The 20,574-nt window shown below is 73.7% G+C and carries 17 protein-coding genes; 5 read left to right on the top strand and 12 right to left on the bottom strand.

Annotated features, from left to right (window positions below):
- Positions 1-99: 99 nt before the first annotated feature.
- Positions 100-3,507 (bottom strand): BTAD domain-containing putative transcriptional regulator, encoded by a 3,408-nt coding sequence (locus ACGFI8_RS34960; RefSeq protein ID WP_392811155.1) that lies wholly within the window; start codon positions 3,505-3,507, stop codon positions 100-102.
- Positions 3,508-3,711: 204 nt separating this feature from the next.
- Between ACGFI8_RS34960 and ACGFI8_RS34955 the strand changes: the two genes are divergently transcribed.
- A complete protein-coding gene (locus tag ACGFI8_RS34955; protein WP_392811154.1) occupies positions 3,712-4,101 on the top strand; it encodes a PPOX class F420-dependent oxidoreductase in 390 nt (129 codons plus the stop codon).
- 72 nt (positions 4,102-4,173) lie between these two features.
- Here the strand turns inward: ACGFI8_RS34955 and ACGFI8_RS34950 are convergent, their stop codons facing one another.
- A complete protein-coding gene (locus ACGFI8_RS34950; RefSeq protein ID WP_392811152.1) occupies positions 4,174-6,237 on the bottom strand; it encodes a M4 family metallopeptidase in 2,064 nt (687 codons plus the stop codon).
- 367 nt (positions 6,238-6,604) lie between these two features.
- Between ACGFI8_RS34950 and ACGFI8_RS34945 the strand changes: the two genes are divergently transcribed.
- The gene (locus tag ACGFI8_RS34945) at positions 6,605-8,071 is read left to right on the top strand and encodes a bis-aminopropyl spermidine synthase family protein (RefSeq protein ID WP_392811151.1); all 1,467 of its coding nucleotides are present in this window, start codon (positions 6,605-6,607) and stop codon (positions 8,069-8,071) included.
- Positions 8,072-8,114: 43 nt separating this feature from the next.
- Here ACGFI8_RS34945 and ACGFI8_RS34940 read toward each other — a convergent pair whose 3' ends face one another.
- A complete protein-coding gene (locus ACGFI8_RS34940; protein WP_392811149.1) occupies positions 8,115-8,684 on the bottom strand; it encodes a TetR/AcrR family transcriptional regulator in 570 nt (189 codons plus the stop codon).
- 90 nt (positions 8,685-8,774) lie between these two features.
- On the opposite strand from ACGFI8_RS34940, the gene ACGFI8_RS34935 reads away from it, so the two are divergent.
- Complete coding sequence (locus ACGFI8_RS34935) at positions 8,775-10,949, top strand: glycoside hydrolase family 3 C-terminal domain-containing protein (RefSeq protein WP_392811147.1); 2,175 nt, start codon at positions 8,775-8,777, stop codon at positions 10,947-10,949.
- Here the strand turns inward: ACGFI8_RS34935 and ACGFI8_RS34930 are convergent.
- Together ACGFI8_RS34930 and ACGFI8_RS34925 are read right to left on the bottom strand one after the other, a co-directional pair.
- Positions 10,933-11,358: a protein-tyrosine phosphatase family protein gene (locus ACGFI8_RS34930; RefSeq protein WP_392811146.1), complete on the bottom strand. Its 426-nt coding sequence runs from the start codon at positions 11,356-11,358 to the stop codon at positions 10,933-10,935. The two genes, ACGFI8_RS34935 and ACGFI8_RS34930, sit on opposite strands and share 17 nt — an antisense overlap.
- A 113-nt stretch (positions 11,359-11,471) precedes the next feature.
- Positions 11,472-13,523 carry a protein kinase gene (locus ACGFI8_RS34925; RefSeq protein WP_392811145.1) on the bottom strand — a complete coding sequence of 684 codons (2,052 nt, stop codon included), beginning with the start codon at positions 13,521-13,523 and terminating at the stop codon, positions 11,472-11,474.
- Between the two features lie 147 nt (positions 13,524-13,670).
- Here ACGFI8_RS34925 and ACGFI8_RS34920 point away from each other — a divergent pair, with 147 nt between their 5' ends.
- Both ACGFI8_RS34920 and ACGFI8_RS34915 read left to right on the top strand, forming a co-directional pair.
- A complete protein-coding gene (locus ACGFI8_RS34920) occupies positions 13,671-14,021 on the top strand; it encodes a hypothetical protein (protein ID WP_392811143.1) in 351 nt (116 codons plus the stop codon).
- A gap of 10 nt (positions 14,022-14,031) precedes the next feature.
- On the top strand, positions 14,032-14,361 hold the full coding sequence (locus tag ACGFI8_RS34915) for a PadR family transcriptional regulator (RefSeq protein ID WP_392811141.1): 330 nt from the start codon (positions 14,032-14,034) through the stop codon (positions 14,359-14,361).
- Between the two features lie 88 nt (positions 14,362-14,449).
- Here the strand turns inward: ACGFI8_RS34915 and egtD are convergent, their stop codons facing one another.
- The 7 genes from egtD to ACGFI8_RS34880 all read right to left on the bottom strand — a co-directional run bounded on the left by egtD (position 14,450) and on the right by ACGFI8_RS34880 (position 20,385).
- The gene (gene egtD, locus ACGFI8_RS34910) at positions 14,450-15,421 is read right to left on the bottom strand and encodes an L-histidine N(alpha)-methyltransferase (RefSeq protein ID WP_392811273.1); all 972 of its coding nucleotides are present in this window, start codon (positions 15,419-15,421) and stop codon (positions 14,450-14,452) included.
- 2 nt (positions 15,422-15,423) lie between these two features.
- Positions 15,424-16,197, bottom strand: a complete 774-nt coding sequence (gene egtC / locus ACGFI8_RS34905; protein ID WP_392811140.1) for an ergothioneine biosynthesis protein EgtC — start codon at positions 16,195-16,197, stop codon at positions 15,424-15,426.
- The gene (gene egtB / locus ACGFI8_RS34900; RefSeq protein WP_392811138.1) at positions 16,197-17,441 is read right to left on the bottom strand and encodes an ergothioneine biosynthesis protein EgtB; all 1,245 of its coding nucleotides are present in this window, start codon (positions 17,439-17,441) and stop codon (positions 16,197-16,199) included. The genes egtC and egtB overlap by 1 nt, the downstream gene beginning before the upstream one ends.
- Positions 17,434-18,636 (bottom strand): ergothioneine biosynthesis glutamate--cysteine ligase EgtA, encoded by a 1,203-nt coding sequence (egtA, locus tag ACGFI8_RS34895; RefSeq protein WP_392811137.1) that lies wholly within the window; start codon positions 18,634-18,636, stop codon positions 17,434-17,436. Before egtA ends, egtB begins: the two co-directional genes overlap by 8 nt.
- Before the next feature lie 96 nt (positions 18,637-18,732).
- Positions 18,733-19,407 carry a TetR/AcrR family transcriptional regulator gene (locus tag ACGFI8_RS34890; protein WP_392811134.1) on the bottom strand — a complete coding sequence of 225 codons (675 nt, stop codon included), beginning with the start codon at positions 19,405-19,407 and terminating at the stop codon, positions 18,733-18,735.
- 1 nt (position 19,408) lies between these two features.
- Complete coding sequence (locus ACGFI8_RS34885; protein ID WP_392811133.1) at positions 19,409-19,864, bottom strand: thiol-disulfide oxidoreductase DCC family protein; 456 nt, start codon at positions 19,862-19,864, stop codon at positions 19,409-19,411.
- Complete coding sequence (locus tag ACGFI8_RS34880; RefSeq protein ID WP_392811131.1) at positions 19,861-20,385, bottom strand: hypothetical protein; 525 nt, start codon at positions 20,383-20,385, stop codon at positions 19,861-19,863. The genes ACGFI8_RS34885 and ACGFI8_RS34880 overlap by 4 nt, the downstream gene beginning before the upstream one ends.
- Positions 20,386-20,574: the final 189 nt, after the last annotated feature.

Genomic DNA, 20,574 nt, shown 5'->3' with positions numbered 1-20,574 from the left:
TCCTGAACGGCCGGCGGGTAGGCCCCCGGCTCCGGCGGATCCCGCTCTTCGGCGTCTACGAGGGCTCGGCGCTCTCCGTCTGCTACGAGCGGGTTCTCCCTATCGCAGCGCGCTGACGGCGGCCTCGGCGCGTTCGGTGGCCGGGGCGTGGTGCAGCGCCCGGGCGAGCCGCAGCGCCTCGCCGGCGCCCTCGAGGTCGCGCAGCGCGAGGGCGCGGATGCGGCGCAGGTCGGGCTCGGCGAACCCGCTCTGCCCCGGCAGGCCGCGCTCGATCGCCGCGCCCGCCACCGCCGCGGCCTCGTCGCGCCGGTCCAGGGCGAGCAGCGCGTCGGCGAAAAGCGCCTCGAGGCGCCCGAAGCGACGCATCGCGTCGCCGAGGTGCTCGCGGGCGGCGGCCATCCGCTCCAGGCCACCTGTGGCGCCCGTGCGCACCTCCGCCCAGCCCAGGACCAGGCCGGCCAGGCTGCGGTACTCCGGATGCCCGCCCCGCTCCGCGAGCGCCAGCGTCTCGCGGGCCGCCGCGCCCGCCGCCACCGGGTCGTCGCGGTCGGCGGCCACGACCGCCACGAAGTGCGCGACGTACATGTCCAGGAACAGCTCGCCCACCCGGGCGGCGCGCTCCCGGGCGGCGCGCAGGTGCGCCTGCGCCGCGTCGTCGTCGCCGAGCAGCCCGCAGGCGATCGCGGCCGGCGCGTGCGCACCGACGATCGGGTCCCAGTTGACGATCGGGAAGATCCGCAGGTCGCCGCCGGGCAGCGCCTCGAGCGCGGTCTCGAAGCACCGGTGCGCGCGGGGCAGGTCGAGCACGGTGAGCGCGGCGTGGCCCTCGTGCACCTCGGCGACGAGCGCCGCCCACGGGTCGCCGCCCTGCTGCGCGGGGGCGCGGGCCACCGACACGGCGCGCTGCACGTCCCCCGCCGCCGTGTGGAAGGAGGCGTATCCCCACAGCGCCGGCAGCACGTCGAGCACCGGGCGTCCGCGCAGGCGCAGCAGCAGCGGCTCCATCGCGGCGTACTGCCCGGCCACGAACGGCGCGAGATAGCCGTCGGTCGCCTGGTGCATGTACGCGAGCCGGATGCGCAGGTCGAGCTCGGCGACGTCGCGCCGCTCGCCGGGCGGGGCGCGGTGCAGCACCTCGAGGGCCTCCTGCAGCATCGCCGAGGCCTGCTCGTGCGCGGTCCGCTCGTAGGCCTCGCCGGCCGCCTCCGCGAGCGCCGGCACCACGTCGAAGGGCGAGAGCACCGGCAGCGCCTCCCGCAGGTGCCCGGCCAGCTGCGCGGCGGTGCCCAGCCCGGTGTCGCGCAGCGCCTGCGCCGCCCGGGCGTGCAGCCGGGCGCGGCGCAGCGGGCCCTGGTCCTGGTACGCGGTCTGGCGCACCAGGTCGTGCGAGAAGCGCAGCAGTCCCGGGTCGTCGGTGGCGGTGAGCAGCCCGCTGACCACGGCGGTGTCGAGTGTGTCGAACAGCGCCAGCTCGTCGATCTGCACGACCTCGCGCAGCACCGGCACCGGCACGTCGCGCCCCAGCACCGAGGCGACCGCGAGCACGGCGTTGACCTGGCCCGGCAGTTTGGCGAGCCGGCGCCGGACGACCTCCTGGACGCGCACCGGCACGTGCTCGGGCGACAGCGTGTGCTCGGCCTCCAGCACGCGCAGCAGCTCCACGACGAAGAACGGGTTGCCGCCCGTGCGGTCGGCCAGTATCGCCACGGTCTCCGGCGGCACGTCGCTCCCGGTCACCGAGCGCGCCAGTGCGGCGATGGCGCCGGGTTCGAGGCCGTGCAGCGGCAGCCGCACCGCGGCCGGATCGGCGAGCAGCTCCGCGAGCACGCCGGCCAGCGGCGCATCGGGGGCGAGCTCGGCCTCCCGGTACCCGACCGCGAGCAGCACCCGGCCGCGCCGCAGCGCCTTGGCGAACATGGTCAGCAGCACGGTCGACGGGGCGTCGAGCCAGTGCGCGTCGTCCACGACGAGCACGAGCGGCGCGTGGGCGGCGAGGCGGAACAGCCCGTCGACGATGCCCTGGAAGAGCCGGGACCGCGCCATCTCGGGATCGGCGAGCCGCTCGGCGGCGGGCAGCGGCAGCATCTCCCCGAGCGTGGGGTCGAGCACGGCGGGCAGGTTCCCGTAGGGCGCGAACGCCGCCGCCAGGGCCGCCGCGGCGCCGCCCTCGGTCGAGGTGGCGATCCCGCGCAGGATCTGCGCCCAGGGCAGGAACACCGGCGGCGCGTCGCCGTCCACGCCGGTCCCGGTGCCGACGAGGCCGCCGGCCCGCCGCTCGGCGCGGGCGGCGACCTCCCGCAGCAGCGCGGACTTGCCGATGCCGGGGCTGCCGGAGACGAGCAGCAGCCGCCCCCGCCCGGCGGCCGCCTCGGCGAGCAGCCGGTCCACGGTGCGCAGCTCGTCATCGCGCCCGACGAGCGCGTCGGCCTCGACCGCACCCACAGCACCCACCGCGTCCGCGACCCCCACAGCGCCCACAGCGCCCACGGCGCTCGCAGCGCCCGGGCCGGGCCCTTCAACCGACATTTCGGAAATGTCCGGAACGCCGGGGGAAATGGGCACAGGCTCGGCCGAGGTCGGAGCGGCGGAAGCCGGCGCGATGGCGGAGATCGGTGCCGCAGCGAGAGGCGCGGCAGCAATAGGTGCGGCAGAGGTCGGCTCGGCGAAAGTCGGCTCGGCGGAGATCGGGCCGGCCGGGGTGGGCGCGGCGGAGATCGGCTCGGTGGCTGCGGCGAGGGTCAGGTGCGGGGCCTGGCGCAGGATGTCCTGGGCCAGCTGCTGCAGCGCCGGCCCCGGCTCGATGCCCAGCTCGTCGATCAGCCCGGCGCGCGCCCGCGAGTACGCCGCCATCGCGTCGGCCTGGCGGCCGCAGCGGTACAGGGCGAGCATGAGCTGGCCCCACAGGCGTTCGCGGTAGGGCGCCTCGGCGAGGGCGCCCTCGCTGCGGTACACCACCTCGGCGGCGCGGCCGAGGGCCAGCAGCGCCTCCGAGTGCTGCTCCATCGCGGTGAGGCGCAGCTCGGACAGGCGGCTGCGCTCGGCCCGCGCCAGCGCCGACTCGCCGAGCTCCGGCAGCGGGTCGCCGCGCCACAGCTCCAGGGCCGCGCCCAGCGTGCGCAGCGCGGCGGCCGGGTCGACGGCCAGCTCCGCGACGGAGTGCTCCACGGCGGCGGCGAACCGGGCCGCGTCGACGGAGTCGGGCGGGACCTGCAGGAGGTAGCCGGGCGCGCGGCTGACCAGCACGGCCGAGCGGTCGCGCGAGGTGCGGCCCGGCTCGAGGGCCCGGCGCAGCCGCGAGACGTACGCCTGCAGCGACGCGATGGCCCGCTCCGGCGGCTCGTCGGCCCACAGCTCGTCGATGAGCCGCTGCACGGAGACGATCCGGCCGGGCTGGGTCGCCAGCATGGCCAGGACGGCGCGCTGCTTCGGGGTGCCCGTGTCGACCGGGCCGCCGGCGTTGGCGACCTCGAGCGGGCCCAGGATGTGGAACTGGAGGATGCCGGACACCTCCCGCCTGTCGACCGGGCCGCGGGGCCGGGGCATCGCGGCGAACGAACCGTGCGCCGGCGGCGCCGCGACGAGCGTACGGGGCGGGGCCCGCCCGCAGGGAGCCCAGGGGGTGGATGAGCATCTGAATCGGCGAGGCCGCGACGGCCGCCCGGTGCGCCGGGCCCGGCCGAACGGACCATGATCGGTCCGTACGCTTGAGGCATGAGTGTGGTGGAGGAGATCGGCCGGGCCGGGTACGTCAGCCTGACCACGTATCGCAAGAACGGCACCGGCGTCGCCACGCCCGTCTGGCACGCGCTGCACGACGGTGAGCTGTTCGTCGTGTCCAACGCCGACGCCTGGAAGGTCCGGCGGATCCGCAACGACGCCCGGGTCTCGGTGACGGTCTGCGACGTGCGCGGCCGGGTCAGGCCCGGGGCGCCGACCGCCGCCGGGACGGCCCGGCTGCTCGACGAGGCGGGCACCGCGGCCGCGCGCGGGTACGTGGCCCGCAAGTACTTCCTGTCGCGCGCCGGCAACTTCCTCACCCGGCTGCTGCGGCTGCGCCGGCCGCCGGTGGTCGGCATCGCGATCGCGCTGCGGACACCGTAGACCCTGACACGACCCTGACACGCGGAGGGGCCCGGGCGACGCGCGGCCCGGGCCCCCGATGTGCGGTACTGGCTAGCTCAGCGTGACGGCCGTGTCGTCGATGACGAACGACGTCTGGTACAAGGAGTCCTCAGTACCACTGAACTTGATGTTCACCGTCTGGCCCGCGAAGGCGTTGAGGCTGTAGCTCTTGAGCTGGTAGCCCGACGCCTTGTTGAGGTTGGACATGGTGCCCAGGACGGTCGTGCCGGCGTAGATGGTCAGCTTGTCGTACGCCGTCGTGGTGGTCGTCTCGGCCGAGTCGATGTGCACGTAGAACGTGAGCGTCGCCGAGCACCCGGCCGGGATCGTCACCGACTGGTTGATCTGCTCGGTGTGGGTCGAGCCGTAGCCGTCCAGCCAGGAGGCGTACGTGCCGCCGTGCGCGGCCTGGCCGGAGCTGGCCCACTGGCCGATCGTGCCGGTGTCGCCGGCCCACGAGGCCGAGCCGGACTCGAAGCCGGGGTTGAGCAGCTTCTGGCCCGAGCAGCCGGTGGGCGGCGTCGTGGTCGGCGGAGCGGTCGTGGTCGGCGGCGGCGTGGTGCCGCCGGTGCACGTCGGGTCGCCCGACTGCGCCGGCACGGACACCGCGTCCCACGCGGCCTTGACCGTGTTGAACTCGGTGCAGCTGCTCGGGAACAGGTTCTTGGCCGCGGTCAGCGTCCAGGTGCGGTACTTCAGGTACGACGACGACGAGGTCTTCATCAGCATCGCGTTGTACATGATCTTGATCGCGTTCTGGATGCCGAGCGGGTTGGTGACCGCAAGCCCGTTGCACGTCGGGCTGGCCGGCTGGCCGTTGCCGGCCGAGCCCTGCGCCACCAGGTAGAACCAGTGGTTGCCGGGGCCGGCGGCCGCGTGGACCTCCTGCGTCCCCGTGCTGCTGGAGTAGCAGTTGTCGTGACCGAGGGCGGAAGGGTTGTACATGTTGCGGATCGGGCCGCTGCCGACCAGGTTGACCTTCTCGCCGACCAGGTAGTCCGGCGTGTCGTTCGGGTTGTTCGCGAACCACTCGGTGGCCGCGCCGAACGTGTCCGCGACGAACTCCTGGGTGTTGCCCTTGGAGATGCCGCCCGGCGTGTTGTCGTCGATGCCGTGGCCCATCTCGTGGCCGACGACGTCGAGGGAGCTGATCCACTGGCCGGCGGTGTTCTTGCCGATCTGGACCTGCGTGCCGTCGTAGTAGGCGTTCTGGTCGTTCAGGCCGACGCGGATCGGCCAGGACCCGCCGGTGCCGTTCATGCCGTTGCGGCCGAGCCACTGCGACAGCATCTTGACTTCCGTCTGCGCCACGTACAGCGCGTCGACGCAGCCGGTCTCCTTGTTCGTGCCGACCCCGTTGCCCCACGTGTCGGTCGACTTGGTGAACGTGGTGTTGTTCGCCGCGTCCTGGCAGGACAGGTTCGTGGTGGTCGGGTCCTTCATGCTGTACGTGCTGCCCGACAGCGTGGTGTTGATCGTCACCGTCCCGTTGAGCCAGCCGGTGCCGGTGCCGTGCATCACGTGTTCGGTGGTGTTGAGCACGGCACCGCTGGCGGCGTCGACGTCGACGGTGAGCCGGCTGGGGCCCTCGGCGCCGGTGCCGGACAGCGTGGTCTCGTAGGAGAGCTTCGCCGCACCGTCGAGCGTGTATACGACGAGCCGCGTGCCCTCGACGTTGTTGACCGTCGTCAGCTGCTTGCGGGCGACGGCCTCGGCGTCCGCGGAGCTGATTTTCGCGGTGGTCGAGAGGTTGCCGATCGCCCTGGTCTGCGACACCGACGTGTACTTCGTCGCGCCGGACTTGTCGGTGACGACGACGAAGTCACCGCCGACGACGGGCAGGCCCTTGTAGGTGCGCTCGTACGCGATGTACTTGGCGTTGCCCGAGGCCGTGACCGACTTCTGCACGTAGGCGTCGTCGGTGCTGGGCTGGATCACGGTGGGCCGGTTCTTCACGAACGAGTCGACCGACAGGGCGGCGGCGGCGTTGGAGACCTCGACGCCTCCTGCGGACGGCGATGGGGGTGAGGCTTGCACGGCCGCGGCGGTGCCGGCTGTTACCAGCCCGACCGCGAACACTCCGGCCGCTGTAGCGAACCGTGGTGAGAACTTCAAGGGTGCCTTCTTTCAGCAACGACCCACCCCACCGGGGAATGTTTGACGGGGTGCGCCGGAACCAATGGAGACACGCGCATGTCGAAGCGTCTGGTTGGCCGGGGTGCGCGCCGTTTGACCGGCCTGCCGTCCGCATCGACTTGCAGCGATGCCAGGACGATCACACATCTATCAACGTTTGGACAAGAGTCGATTCCTCAGCGCCACCCTCGCTCCCACCCTGTACTTCGAGGGGCGAAACACGCCGGAAATCTCGCGCTCCGTAGATCGAAAGCCCCACCCACCGCTACTCCTCGTTAACTTTTAACTGCGGAGTCGCGCTGGGTGATCAATCGGTAACTTGATGGGGCGGTGCTAAAGTTCGCGGGTGGAAGCCGAGCCGATCGAGTTGGTCGCCGCCGTCGTCTCGGAATCCGGGATCGCCGGGCGCCGCCTGCGCGAGATCATCGCCCGGCTCACCGAGGACCCGCCGGCGACCCTCGACGATCTCGTCCGCGACTTCGCGGTCCCGCGGCGCACGGTCGAGGCGCTCCTGCGGGCGGCCGGGGCCCACGTGCGCTCCAGCGGCGGGCGACTGTCCCTCCTGCCGTCGATCCGGCCGGCGTACCGTGAACGTTTCGCCGCCGACGCGCTGCACCACACCCCGGAGGTGTCCGGGATGGCGGAGCTCATCGCCGCCGCCCCCGCCCCCGACCAGGCGCTCGACCACGTCTCGGCGACCGCGGAGACCGCGCGGCGCCGGGCGCACTGGCTGGCGGAGACCTATGACCTGGCCGGCGCCCGGCTGGTGTGCGTCGGCGACCACGACCTGACCTCGCTCGCCGTGCGCAAGGCGTGCCCCGACGCCGAGATCACCGTCGTCGATGTCGACGAGCGGCTGCTGGCCTACATCGACGGCCAGGGCGCCGGAATCGCCTGCTACCACGCCGACCTGCGCTTCGGGCTGCCCCCGGTGGTCGCCGGCAGCGCGGACCTGATCTTCACCGACCCGCCGTACACCCCGGAGGGCGTGCAGCTGTTCCTCGGCCGGGGCGCGCAGGCGCTGCGCGACCGGGTCAACGGCCGGCTGGTCATGGCGTACGGATTCAGCCCGCTGACCCCGGCGCTCGGCCTGAAGGTGCAGCGCGCCGTGCTCGACCTCGACCTCGTCATCGAGGCGATGCTGCCGGCGTTCAACCGCTACCACGGCGCCCAGGCCGTCGGCAGCGCCAGCGACCTGTACGTGTGCCGCCCAACCGCGAACACCTGGCATGTCCTGGACCGCCGCCTCGACCGGCTGGCGGGCTCCGGCAGCTCGGCCAACATCTACACGCACGGCGGGCAGTCCCTGGAGGGCGCCGCGGCGCGCGGCCCGGCCCGCATCCTCGGCGGCGGCCCGCTCGGCGCCGAGGAGGTCACCGTCGACCTCTCCGGCGACCCCGGGCCGTGGCTGGCCCGGGTCCTGCTCGCGCTCAACGCCCCGTCGGTGACGCTGCTGGTGCCCAACAACCATCCCGACCTGCGCGACGAGGCCGCCCAGGCGGCGCTGCGCGAGCTCGTCGGCGCGAAGTACGACCTGCGCCTGCGCCGCAGCACCCCCGGGCCGCGGCAGGCGACGGTCGAGGCGACCCTGCGCCCGCCGGGGTCGACGCCGAGCGTCGCCGGGTGGCTGCTCACCCACGCCCACGGCAAGGCCGGCAACGTGCTGCGCGAGGCGCTGCTGCGCGCCGACCCGGCGCTGGGCCGGGCCGAGGCACAGGCCCGCGCGGCGGCGGCGATCGGCCGCCCGGACCGCCTCGACGCGCGCCTGCTCGACCTGCCCCGGCACGCGATCGTCCCGCTGCTCAGGGCGTGACCGACCGGCGGCGCGACCGCGACGTCGCGGTCTTCCGCCCTGTTTACCCGGCCAAGCCGGCGAACAGCACCTCCGCCGCCTCCTCCCACATGGCGACCAGGTCGGCGTCCCCGGGCGCGCGCAGCCACAGCAGCTGCAGCCCGTCCATGGTGGCGACGATCTGCCGGGCGAGGACCTCGGGGCGCTCGGAGACCGGCTTCGCGAGCGTGGTCAGGGAGTCGAGCACGCCGCGCTGGCGGGCCGCGAAGTAGTCGTGCGCCGGATGGTCCGGGGTGAGCGACTCCGCGGCCAGCACCGCGAAGAGGCGCACGATCTCCGGCTGGGTGGCGTTGCGGCGCACCAGCGCCGCGCACAGCTCGCGCAGGCCCGCGGGTGGCGGCTCGCCGATCGAGCGGCGGTCCTCGGCGTCGCGGTGCTCGAGCACGGCGACGAGCAGCCCGTCCTTCGAGCCGACGTGGTGCAGCAGCCCCGGCACGGTGAGCCCGCACTCGTCGGCGACGTCCTGCATCGAAAGGCCCCAGAAGCCGCGCTCGGCGACCAGCGCGGTGGCGGCCTCGATGATCTGCCGGCGGCGCTGCTCCGCCGGCAGCCGCGACCGTTCGCGCCGTGCCATCCGTGCCACCTCCCCTTGTCCGGCGAGTCTCGCGGGTCTATGTTACGCCTTAGTTACTACCTACTAAGTACTCGGTAAGGGGCCGCCGTCATGGAGATCGAGGAGCAGGCCGCGCTCACCAGCGGCGCCGACTTCTGGCACACCAAGGCGGTCGCCGGCGTGCCCGCGGCGATGGTCACCGACGGCCCGCACGGCGTGCGCAAGCAGGTCGTCGGCGAGGGCCTCGACCTGCTGGCGAGCGAGCCGTCCACCTGCTTCCCGCCCGCCGTGGCGATGGGCTCCACCTGGGACCCGCAGCTGATCCGCCGGGTCGGCGAGGCGCTGGGCGACGAGTGCCGCGCCATGGACGTCGCCGTGCTGCTCGGCCCGGGCATCAACCTCAAGCGCACGCCGCTGGGCGGGCGCAACTTCGAGTACTTCTCCGAGGACCCGATCCTCACCGGCGTGCTGGCCACCGAGTGGGTCGCCGGCCTGCAGAGCCGCGGCGTCGGCGCCTCGCTCAAGCACTTCGCGATCAACAGCCAGGAGACCGACCGCATGCGGGTCAGCGCCGACGTGGACGAGCGCACGCTGCGGGAGCTGTACCTGCGCGCCTTCCAGCGGGTCGTCCGGCGCGCCCGGCCGTGGACCGTCATGTGCTCGTACAACCGGATCAACGGCGTCTACGCCAGCCAGAACCGCTGGCTGCTCACCGAGGTGCTGCGCGACGAGTGGGGCTACGAGGGCGTGCTCGTCTCCGACTGGGGCGCGGTCGTCGACCGCGTCGAGGCGGTGCGCGCCGGCCTCGACCTGACCATGCCCGGCCCGGACGATGTCGGCGACCGGGCGCTGGCCGCCGCGGTCCGCGACGGGTCGCTGCCCGCGGCGGCGCTGGAGACCGCCGCCACTCGCGTGGAGTCGTTGGTACGGCGGGCGCTCGCGAATGTCGTGCCGAGCTCCACCTACGACGCCGACGCGCACCACGCCCTCGCCCGCGAGGTCGCCGGCCGGGGGATCGTGCTGCTCAAGAACGAGGGCGGGCTGCTGCCCCTGTCGCCGGACGAGTCCTCCATAGCGGTCATCGGCGAGCAGGCGCGCACCCCGCGGTACCAGGGCGGCGGCTCTTCGCTCATCAACCCGACGCGCCTGGACAACGCGCTGGACGAGATCACCGCGCAGGCCACCGGGACCGTGCGCTTCGCGCCCGGCTACGACGACCCCGACGCGGCAGCGGCCCTGGCCCGCGAGTCCTCGGTCGCCATCGTCTTCGCCGGCTCCGAGGAGGAGACCGAGGGCTCGGACCGCACCTCGCTCGAGCTGCCCGCCGCGCACCTGACGCTGATCGAGCGGGTCGCCGCGGCCAACCCGCGCACGATCGTCGTGCTGTCCAACGGCGCCGTGGTGCGCACCGCGCCGTGGGACGCCGCCGTGCCCGCGCTCGTCGAGGGCTGGCTGCTGGGCCAGGCCGGCGGCGGGGCGATCGCCGACGTGCTCTTCGGCGTGGTCAACCCCTCCGGCCGGCTCACCGAGACGATCCCGCTGCGCCTCGCCGACCACCCATCCCACCTCGACTTCCCGGGCGAGCAGGGCCACGTGCGCTACGGCGAGGGCATCCACGTGGGGTACCGCGGCTTCGACGCCCGCGAGCAGGACGTCGCCTACCCGTTCGGCTTCGGCCTGTCCTACACCACGTTCGCCTATTCCGGCCTCTCGGTGTCCACGGTGGACGGTGGGCTCGAGGTGCGGGTCACGGTCGCCAACACCGGCCCGCGCGACGGCCGCGAGGTCGTGCAGGTCTACACCTCGCTGGGCGCCTCGCGGGTGCGCCGCGCGCCCCGCGAGCTCAAGGCGTTCGCGAACGTGCCGCTGGCCGCGGGGGAGTCGGCCGAGGTGGTGCTGACGGTCGAGCCGGCCGACCTGGCGTACTGGGACGTCGACCTCGGCCGCTGGGTGGTCGAGGCCGGCGAGTACACGGTCGCCGTCGGCGCGTCCTCGCGCGACCTGCGCGTGGAGGCGACCGTCGCGGTCGCCGGCGACGACGAGCGCCGGGCGCTGACCGCCGAGTCGACGATCGCCGAGTGGTTCGCCGACCCGCGCGGCGCGCAGGCCCTCACCGAGGCGTTCGCCGCGATGGCCGCGGCCGGCGGGGGCACGATGGCGCAGTCGGCCGCCGACCCGGAGATGTTCAGCCTGATGGCGAGCATGCCGCTGGCCCGGGTGGCCTCCTTCATCGGCGGCGCCTTCGGCCCGGACACGATGGACGCGCTGCTCAAGGCCGCGAACTGAACCGTTCCACGTAGCGCCTCTGCCACGGCGTCTCGACGGCGTGCGGGTGATAGTGGCGGCGGACGTACGCGACCGCCTCGCCCGCCGGCACGCCGTCGAGGACCGCGATGCAGGCCAGGGCCGTGCCGGTGCGGCCCCGGCCGCCGTGGCAGGCGACCTCCACCCGCTCGTCGCCGGCCCGCCGCAGCGCCTCCGCGAACGCGGCCGCGGCCGCCGTCCGGTCCGCGGGCAGGCGGAAATCGGGCCAGCGCAACCACGCGTACGGCCACCCGGGGTCGGGCGGCGGCTTACCGAGCAGATACAGGCCGTACTGCGGATCCACCTCGGCGGGTGGCCGGCGCAGCCCACGCCCGCGGATCAGCCGGCCGGACGGCAGCCGGAGCACGCCCGGCTCGTCGGGTTGCCACATCCGGCCACGATAGTCCGGCGGCGGCGCCGGCCGTGATCGAATCCTGCGGCGGGCCCCCATCGAGTGGCTCCGGCGCCGCGCCGCCGGGCCGGCCGTCCCGCGCTACGCGCGGGCTACTGGGCCGGGCGGAAGCTGTCGAAGACGAGCTGCAGGTCCGGCCGGGCGGCGGCCCATTCCGAGTCCGAGGTCTGCCACCAGAAGCCGTACGCCTTGTTCTGGGTGGCGACCACGCCGCGGTTGTTGACGTGTTGCCTCGTCGAGCTGCCGTCGAACGTGAACTCCCAGTCGGCGGCCTTGATAAAGTAGTCGACCGGCTCGAGGCGGACCTGCTTGTAGTTGCGGAAGTCGCCGTGGCCCACGCGGGACTGCTCCTGCCCGCGCCAGTCGGCGACCGGGTCGGGGTTCGGGTGGTCGGACTGGTCGATGCCCAGCGTGCGGCCGTTGCCGCGGAAGTACACGATCGAGCCGTCCTTCGACTGCCGCCAGCCGGCGGGCACGTACACCGAGAAGCCGCTCGGGTCGTGGTAGTCGATCCAGCCCTGCGGCAGCGGGGGCAGGCTGCGCTCCGTCGTGCCGGTGGGCGGGGGCGGCGACGACGGTCGCGGGTCGCCGGGGGCGGCCGCGCTCGGGGAGGCGCTCGGGCCGGTCGGGGCGGGGACCTCGGCGGCCGCGGTCGTCTGCGTCACGTCGGAGCCCTTCGACTGAGGGTCGTCGCCGCCATCGGTGCCCACCGCCAGCCAGACCAGCAGCGCCGCGACGAGCAGGGCGCCCACGCCGCCGAGGACGAGCCGGCGCCGGCGCTGTTCGGGGGTGGTAGCGCTCGGCGGCGACTCGATGATGTCCGGCGCCGCCACCTTGACCGGGGTCCTGGCTTCGGGCTTGCGCAACGGCGTCCTCGGCACGACGACCGTGCCCTGCTCGGCGTCGACCGCGACCACCGGCTCAGGCTCGGCTTGGAGCTCGGGCTGCGGTTCAGGCTCGGGCTCAGGGGGCGCCAGGATCGCGGACGCCTCGGCTTCGGGCTCGGGCTGAGGTTCAGGTTCGGGCTGAGGCGCGGGTTCGGGCTCAGGGGGCGCCAGCATCGCGGCCGCCTCCTGCACGGCTGGCTCGGCGTCTGCGACCGGTTCGGTGTCTGCGATCGGTTCGGCGTCCGCGAACGATTCGGTGTCCGCGGGCAGCTCGGCGTCCGCGACCGGCTCGGCTTCCGTGGGCGGTGGCGCGACCGGTGGTGCGGGCGGCTCCGGCTTCGTCAGCGGTGCGCGCTGCGCCGGCAGGACCGGCGTGACCGGCTCCGCGCCGCCGCGGCCCCAGCCGCCCAGCCACGACAGGCGGCGCTTCGGGGCCTCGCTGCGGACCAGCGCCCGGCGCAGCAGCTCCTCGGTCTGTGCGAAGTCGGCCCGCGTCTTCGGATCCTTGCGCAGCAGGGCCCGCAGCGCCGGGGCGAGCGCGCCCGCGCGCTGCGGCGGGTCCGCCTCCTCCGAGGCGAGCGCGGTCAGCGTCTCCATCGCCGAGCCGCGGCCGAACGGCGAGCGGCCCTCGACCGCCGTGTACAGCGTGGCGCCCAGCGACCACAGATCGCCCGCCGGGCCGGCGACTCCCTCCCGCGCCCGCTCCGGGGCGATGAACTCCGGCGAGCCGAGCACCAGCCCGGTGCGCGTGACGTGGCCCTCGCCCTCGACCCGGGCGATGCCGAAGTCCGTCAGCACGACCCGCCCGTCGTCGGCGAGCAGCACGTTGCCCGGCTTGATGTCGCGATGGTCGACGCCCGCCCGGTGCGCGGCCCGCAGCGCGTCGAGGACGGCGAGCCCGATCTCGGCGACCCGGCGCGGCTCCAGCGGGCCGTCGTTGCGGATCACCTGGTCCAGGGAGCGGGACGGGACGTACTCCATCACCAGCCACGGCTGCCCCGCGGCCGCCAGCACGTCGTACACGCGCACCACGTTGGGGTGGCTGAGCCGCGCCGCCGCCCGCGCCTCGCGCAGCGTGCGCTCCATGGCCACGTCCCGCGCGCTGTCGAGCAGTTCCGGCGGCAGGACGATCTGCTTGACGGCGACGTCGCGGTGCAGCGTCTCGTCGCGGGCGCGCCACACCCGCCCCATGCCGCCGGCGCCAAGGGACTCGAGGAGGCGGTAACGATCGGCGACGACGGGGGGCGCGGCGGTCATGCACCATTGTGTACCCGATGGATCCCCCGACCACGCACCGCCCTCGCCGGGGTGAGGCGCGCGACAGATTTCCGACGCGTCCCCAGGTCGTACCGCCGGGCCGGCCGATCTGCTGACAAGGCGCGACAATCTCCTCGCATAGCGTGGTTGCACGCGGCCAAGCTCCTGATGTTCGGCGGCACGATCATCATCAACGCCCTCGTGCTGCTGGCGCCGCCCGTCTTGCTCGTCCGGGGCGTGATCGGCACGGTGCGCCGCGTCGCGGCGCGCTCGGCCCGGCCGGTCCACCTGCCGCCGCCCCGGCCGCACCCGGCCGCGCGCCAGTTCGGCGGACCGGAGTCGTACCAGCCCCACCCGCCCGCGGCGTACCAGCCGTCGGAGCATGTTCCGAGGCGCGCCGCCCCCGCGCCGCGGATGGACGTCGCGCCGATCGCCCCGGCACCGCGCCGCGCAGGAGCAGGCCCCGGGCTTCTTGACGGGTACAGAGATCATTTTTAGGTTGGTCGGCATGACCCCGATGCGGGAGCCGACCTTCCTGATCCTGACCGCGCTAGCGGTGCGGGCGCTGCACGGGTACGCCGTGATCCGGGAGGTCGCGGAGCTCTCCGGCGGCCGGGTCGTGCTGCCGGCGGGGACGCTGTACGCGGCGCTGGAGCGGCTGACCGCCGAGGGGCTCGTCGAACCGGAGGGGGCCGAGGTCGTGGACGGCCGGAGCCGGCGGTACTACCGCCTGACCGACGACGGCGCCGAGGCGCTCGCCGCCGACGCCGACCGCCAGCGCCACAACGCCGCCGCGGCCGCGAACCGGCTGCGGCTGCGCTCGGCCGGCGCATGCTGACGCGTTCGCCGTGATCACGGAGTGGAGATGGACAAGGAGCGGCACGTTCACTCCGTGATCACGGAAACCCCGCGCGTCGCCGAGGGCGCTACACGGCCGCGGCCAGGGTCAGGGCGAACCGGCCGGCGCGGTCCGTCCACCAGTCGCGCACCGCGAAGCCGGCCGTCGCGAGCTCGGCGGTCAGGCCGTCGCGGCGGAACTTGGCCGACACCTCGGTGCGCAGCTCCTCGCCGCCGGCGAAGGGCACGTCGAGGTCCAGGCCCGTCACGCGTACCGTCATCGGCCGCGTCGCCCGGAGGCGCATCTCGATCCACTCGTCGGCCTCGTCCCACAATGCCACGTGGGCGAAGGAGCCGGGGTCGAAGTCCGCGCCCAGCTCGCGGTTGAGCACGTGCAGCACGTTGCGGTTGAACTGCGCCGTCACCCCCGCCGCGTCGTCGTACGCGGGTACCAGGACCGCCGGGTCCTTCACCAGGTCGGCGCCCAGCAGCAGCCACTCGCCCGGGGAGAGCCGGGCGCGCAGCGTGGCGAGGAACGGGGTCCGCTCCGCCGGCGTGAAGTTGCCGATCGTGCCGCCCAGGAACGCCACCAGGCGGGTGCCGGACTCCGGCAGGACCTCCAGGTGGTTGACGAAGTCGGCGACGATGCCGTGCAGGTGCAGGTCCGGGTACTCCGCGTGCAGCTGGCCGAGCGCGTCGCGCAGCGCCGCGCCCGAGACGTCCAGCGGGACGAACGAGCCCAGCGTGCCGTGCTCGCGCAGCGCGTCGAGCAGCAGGCGGGTCTTCTCCGACGAGCCGGAGCCGAGCTCCACCAGGACCTTGGCGCCGGTGACGCGGGCGATGGCGCCGGCCCGGTCGGCGAGGATCTCGCGCTCCGCGCGGGTCGGGTAGTACTCCGGCAGCCGCGTGATCTCCTCGAACAGCGCGCTGCCGCGGGCGTCGTAGAAGTACTTCGGCGGCAGCCACTTCGGCGTCGCGGTGAGTCCGGTGCGGGCGTCCTCGCGCAGGGCGGCGGCGAGGTCTTCGTCGGTCAGGTATACGTCGAGATCGAGATCCGGCACAGTCACGGTGCAACACCTTCCATCGCTGTGATGGTCGCGGACGCCGGGTTCGCGACGAGCAGTGCACGGTCGGGGACGGGGATCCAGCCGTGGTGGCCGAAGAGCGGCTCGGAGGCGACGAGCACGCTCGCATCCACAGTGGACGTATCGCGCGCGAGGTAGGACAGCGAGTGGCCGCAGGCCGTCGCCGCGATGGTCTCGCCGTCGGTGAGCAGCAGGTTGAGGCGCGAGCCGGGCGCCGCGGCGCTCACCCGCGCCACGACCGCCGACAGCGCCGTCGCCGGCGGGTCGCCGGCGCGCAGGTGGGCGCGCACGAGCGTCCACAGCAGTGCGCTGTCGGTCGGCGCCTCCAGTGTCAGCAGGTCGCGCACCGGCAGCCCGCGGGCGACGCCGGCCACGCTGTCCGGCCAGCCCGCGATCACCCCGTTGTGGCTGAACAGCCAGCGGCCCGCGGTGAACGGGGCGGCCGCCGACTCGGTGACGGGCATGCCGACGGTCGCCGAGCGCACCGCGGCCAGGATCGCGCCGGAGCGGGCCGCCGCGGCCAGCGCCGGCAGTCCGGCGTCGCTCCACAGTGGACTTTCCCGGCGGTACCGTATGGGCTCCTCGCTCTTCGGGTCCTCGAACCACCCGATGCCGAAGCCGTCGGCGTTGATGGTGCCGCCGCCGCGCATGTCCAGGGGCGCCCAGGACTGCCGGGACAGCGAGTGCGGCGGCGTGAACAGCAGTTCGGCCAGGGGGATCGGGGGGCCCAGGTACGCCACGTGGCGGCACACTAGGCGGACTCCCCGGGGCGCGCGTCGCGCGCGGTCCGGAAGCCGCTGAAGATCTGCCGCCGGATCGGGTAGTCCCAGTTGCGGAACGTGCCCCGGCACGCGGCCGCGTCGGTGCCGAACGAGCCGCCGCGCAGCACCTTGTACTCGGGGCCGAAAAACACCTCCGAGTACTCGCGGTACGGGAACGCGGTGAACCCCGGGTAGCCGGCGAAGTCGCTGTCGACCCACTCCCACACGTCGCCGATGAGCTGGTGCACGCCCAGCGGCGAGGCGCCCGCCGGGTAGGCGCCGACGGGTGCGGGGGACAGGTGCCGCTGGCCGAGGTTCGCGTGCTGCGGGCCGGGATCGGCGTCGCCCCACGGGTATCGGCGCGAGCGGCCGCTGGCCGGGTCCCACCGTGCCGCCTTCTCCCACTCCGCCTCGGTCGGCAGCCGCCGGCCGGCCCACGCCGCGTAGGCGCTCGCCTCGTGGAACGACACGTGCACCACCGGCGCGCCGGGCACGATCGGCGCGGTGCGGCCGAACTCGGTGGCGAGCCACCCACCGGGGTCGCGCACCCAGTGCAGCGGCGGGGCGCCGCCGGCGTCGATGAACTCGGCGTACTGCGCATTGGTGACCGGGGCCGCGTCGATGTAGTACGCCGGCACGTCGACCACGTGCGCCGGCCGCTCGTTGTCCAGCGCCCACGGCTCGGTCGACGTGCCCATCGTGAACGGCCCGCCGGGCACCAGCACCTCGCCGCCGACGTCCACAGTGGACGGTGGTGGCGGGGGCGCGGACAGCACCGGGGTGCCGGCCCGCAGCTGGTGCGTGGCCAGCATGGTCTCGTCGTGCTGCTGCTCGTGCTGGACGATCATGCCGAAGGCGAAGCCGTCCTCGGTGAGCCTCCTGCCCTCCAGGTGTACCCGTTCCAGCACGTCGAGCGCCTTGTCGCGCACGGTCGCGACGTAGGCCCGCGCCTCCTTCGGCCCGAGCAGCGGCAGCGCCGGCCGGTCCTTGCGCGGGTGCTTGAAGGCGTCGTAGAGGTGGTCGATGTCCGCGCGGACCGGGTCGCGGCCGCCGACGTCGCGCACCAGCCACAGCTCCTCCTGGTTGCCGATGTGCGCCAGGTCCCAGACCAGCGGCGACATCAGCGGCGAGTGTTGCCTGACCAGGTCGCCGTCGTCCACGGCCTCGGTCAGCCCGGCGGATCTGCGGCGGGACCGCTCCAGCTCCCGCGCGACGCGTTCCCTCAGGTCAGCCATTGCGTGTACTCCCTTCGACGACGTCGTCGAGCAGGAGCGGCGGCAGGTCCAGCCGCTCCAGGGCGATTTCGCGAACGGCCCTGGCCGCGCCGGCCAGGATCGGATCGGCCATGCCGTCGCGGGCCGCCTGCACCCAGCGCCCGGCGGCCGCCGCGCACAGCTCGAGGACCCGCGTGACGGTGGCCAGGTCGGCGAGCAGGGCGTGCAGCAGCGCCACGGGCGCGAACCAGCCGCGCCCGGGCTGGGTGTCGAGGTAGCGGATCTCCAGGTACCCGCGCGGGCGGACCGGCGGGAAGAGGGTGCTGAGGTGGTAGTCGAGGTCGGCGTACGTCGGTCTCGGGCCCAGTGCGCCACGGATCCAGTCCGCGAACGTCACCCCCGCGGGGGTGTCCCAGGCTCCGTCCGGGCGGCGGACGCACAGCAGCGCCGCGTCCAGCGCGTAGCGGGCCCACGCGGCGGCGGGGTCCGCGCCGGTGCGGACCTGCCGGGTGCGGGACGGGTCGATGCCGCGCCAGGCCCGCTGCCGGGCGGAGGCCCAGCCGGTGTCGCGCCCGGCGAAGCGCCCCGAGTTGGCGAACAGCGCCAGCAGCGGGGGTCCGACCGCGTGTACGGCGGCCCAGCGCACGGCCAGCTCCGGCGCCGGGCCGGAGTCGAGGCAGACCTGCAGGCCCGCCGTCGAGCACATCATGATTTTTCCGGACATGCCCCGACGGTCGAACGCGGCCTCCATCGCGTCGTACCGGGGGGTGGAGAGTAATCGTCGCGGCGTGCGGTGCGGGTCTACGCCGGTCTCGCCGAGGATGAGCCCGGCCCCCGCGAACATCGCGGTGAGCTGCTCGATTTCGGCGCCGACGGCCGCGTGGAGGTCGGCCAGCGAGGCGTGCGGCCGGCTGGAGATCTCCACCTGGCCGCCGGGTTCGAGGGTGACGCTGCCGCCGTGTCGCAGCGGGAGCGCCGGGCTGTCGGCCCGGAGGGTCGCCGGTGCATGGTCACCGAGCGCCTGACAGAGCCGGTCACGATCCAGAGTAGCGGAGGGATCGTCGCGTTCGTGAACGGTGAACTCGAGTTCGACACCGACCGCCGCGGGTGGACCGGTTTTGAAGCAGATCGATGCAATGTAGCCCTCGGCCTGCTCGATCTCGGTGATGACCGCGTCGTGGTCGGCGGCCGTGCGAACGCCCTGCAAGGTCGCCATGCGAGCCGACGCTACCCCAGGATCCGTCGATCGGCGAACGCTGACGCTGACGCTGACGCTGAACAAATGGTTACCGTCCGACTACGGGGGTGACCATCAGCGCAACATGCGGTACAACTTCAGGGCCTCGCGGTTGAGCGAGCGCAGCACGGGCATTCTGGCCAGCGAGACCAGCCGGTCGATGAGCGGCACCGCGCGGTCGACCAGCAGCGTGGTCTTCTCCTGGCCGGGGGAGGAGTCGTGCACCCAGTACAGCGTGATGCCCATCTGGCACAGCCACAGCAGCTCGGGCAGGTCGACGCGCAGCTCGGGGTCGATCTTCGTGGTGGAGCCCTCGACGACGTCGCGCAGGGTGCCGATCGAGCGCTCGCGGGCGGGGGCCGACTCGGCGCTGAACGGGCTGAGCGGCGACCCCGGCTCCACGGCGATCTTGATGAACTTGCCGGCGAAGGCGTGGTACGGCGCCATCGTCTCGACCATCGCGCCGAACGCCACCCGCAGCCGCTCGTCGAACGGCCCGGGCCGGGCCAGCCGATCGGCGCAGGCGGCGGCGGTGTCCGCCTGCACCGTGGCGTAGAACTCCTGGACCAGGTGGTCCTTGGACGGGAAGTAGTAGTAGGCGTTGCCCACCGACAGCCCCGCCGCCTGGGCGATCCCGCGCATCGTGGTCTTGTCGTAGCCCTGGTCGCGGAACAACCGGACCGCCGTGTCGACGATCAACCGTTTGGTCTGCTCGCCGCGCTCGGAGGTCCGGTCCGGTCCGGTGCTCATGTCAGGCGTCGCAGGTTCCACCACAGTCCTGACGATATCTGCCGCCTGTCCTGCGTCCCGCGGCCCAGCCGTCGTCCCAGCCCACGTCCCAGCCCTGCGCGAAGTCCTTGCTGCGCAGGGCCTGACGCAGCGAGCCGGCCGAGGCGGCCACCTGCCGGGCGAGCGGCCGCAGGTGCGGCTGGGCGAGGCGCGCCGCCAGCCCCCGATATCCATCCAGCGCCCACAGGCACATGAGCCAGGCCGCGTCGCCGGTGTACACGCCGCCGTCGTCGGCGACCACCGTGATGTCGGCGAGGGTCTCGGCCGGGTCGAGCGCCGGATACCGGCGGCGCGCCTCGTCTGAGCCCGCTGCGACGAACTCCAGCGGGACGATCTGCGACCGCGCCGCGAGCCAGGCCCGTGCCGTGCGGCACAGTCCACAGCTCGCGTCGTACAGCACGGTCAGCCGGGTGATCATCGAGGTGGTTCGAGGTCGTCCGGCGCGGGACGGGCCGGGCCGCGGCCGGGAGCGGGGGGCGGCGGGGCGGCCGCTCGCATCGGGGCCACCGGGTACGGCGCCACCGGGACCGGACCCACCGGGAGCGGCATGCCGGGGCCCAGCATCCGTGCCGGCGCGACGGGCGGGGCGGCCTTCTCGAGCATCCGGCGGCGGCGGAACCGGCTCAGGACGAACAGGTTGAAGAAGTGCATGCCGCCGAGCACGAGCAGCACGAGCCCGATCTTCATGGCGAGGGCTTCCATCGCCTCGCTGCCGTCCAGGATCGGCTGGCCGATCTTCAGCGCGACCGCGACGTAGCCGAGGTTGAGCAGGTAGAACCCGACGACGAGCAGGTGGTTGACGGAGTGGGCGAGGCGTTCGTCCTCGAACGCGTCGTCGAGGAACACCTGCCCGTTCTTGAGCAGGGTCCGCGCGACCCACACCGTGAGCACGATGCTGACCAGCAGGTACAGCAGGTAGGTGCCGAGCTTGAGGTCCATCTCCAGCCTCCGGGGGAGAGCTTGAACGTGTTCAACAACAAGGTAGGCGTAAATCTGAACGCGTTCAACTGTGCCCCCGCTCACTGTCGCTCGACGGCGGCGGTGCTGGGCGTGAAGCTGCATAAGTCCGGCCGCTCCGCGACCGGACTTATGCGACATTTCGTGAAATAACGGTGAGTGCCGAAAGGC

Source organism: Dactylosporangium sp. NPDC048998, from assembly GCF_043197855.1.
In the GTDB taxonomy this organism is placed as follows: Bacteria; Actinomycetota; Actinomycetes; order Mycobacteriales; family Micromonosporaceae; genus Dactylosporangium.
Note: the sequence above shows the minus strand (reverse complement) of the source record. Positions and strands in the feature narration are given on the sequence as shown.

Coding starts and splice junctions, on each gene's coding strand:
- egtA (WP_392811137.1), bottom strand. CDS start 18,636: ATGGCGACCTTGCAGGGCGTTCGCACGGCCGCCGACCACGACGCGGTC.
- ACGFI8_RS34890 (WP_392811134.1), bottom strand. CDS start 19,407: ATGAGCACCGGACCGGACCGGACCTCCGAGCGCGGCGAGCAGACCAAA.
- ACGFI8_RS34955 (WP_392811154.1), top strand. CDS start 3,712: ATGAGTGTGGTGGAGGAGATCGGCCGGGCCGGGTACGTCAGCCTGACC.
- ACGFI8_RS34935 (WP_392811147.1), top strand. CDS start 8,775: ATGGAGATCGAGGAGCAGGCCGCGCTCACCAGCGGCGCCGACTTCTGG.
- ACGFI8_RS34940 (WP_392811149.1), bottom strand. CDS start 8,684: ATGGCACGGCGCGAACGGTCGCGGCTGCCGGCGGAGCAGCGCCGCCGG.
- ACGFI8_RS34930 (WP_392811146.1), bottom strand. CDS start 11,358: ATGTGGCAACCCGACGAGCCGGGCGTGCTCCGGCTGCCGTCCGGCCGG.
- ACGFI8_RS34915 (WP_392811141.1), top strand. CDS start 14,032: ATGACCCCGATGCGGGAGCCGACCTTCCTGATCCTGACCGCGCTAGCG.
- ACGFI8_RS34885 (WP_392811133.1), bottom strand. CDS start 19,864: ATGATCACCCGGCTGACCGTGCTGTACGACGCGAGCTGTGGACTGTGC.
- ACGFI8_RS34880 (WP_392811131.1), bottom strand. CDS start 20,385: ATGGACCTCAAGCTCGGCACCTACCTGCTGTACCTGCTGGTCAGCATC.
- ACGFI8_RS34925 (WP_392811145.1), bottom strand. CDS start 13,523: ATGACCGCCGCGCCCCCCGTCGTCGCCGATCGTTACCGCCTCCTCGAG.
- egtB (WP_392811138.1), bottom strand. CDS start 17,441: ATGGCTGACCTGAGGGAACGCGTCGCGCGGGAGCTGGAGCGGTCCCGC.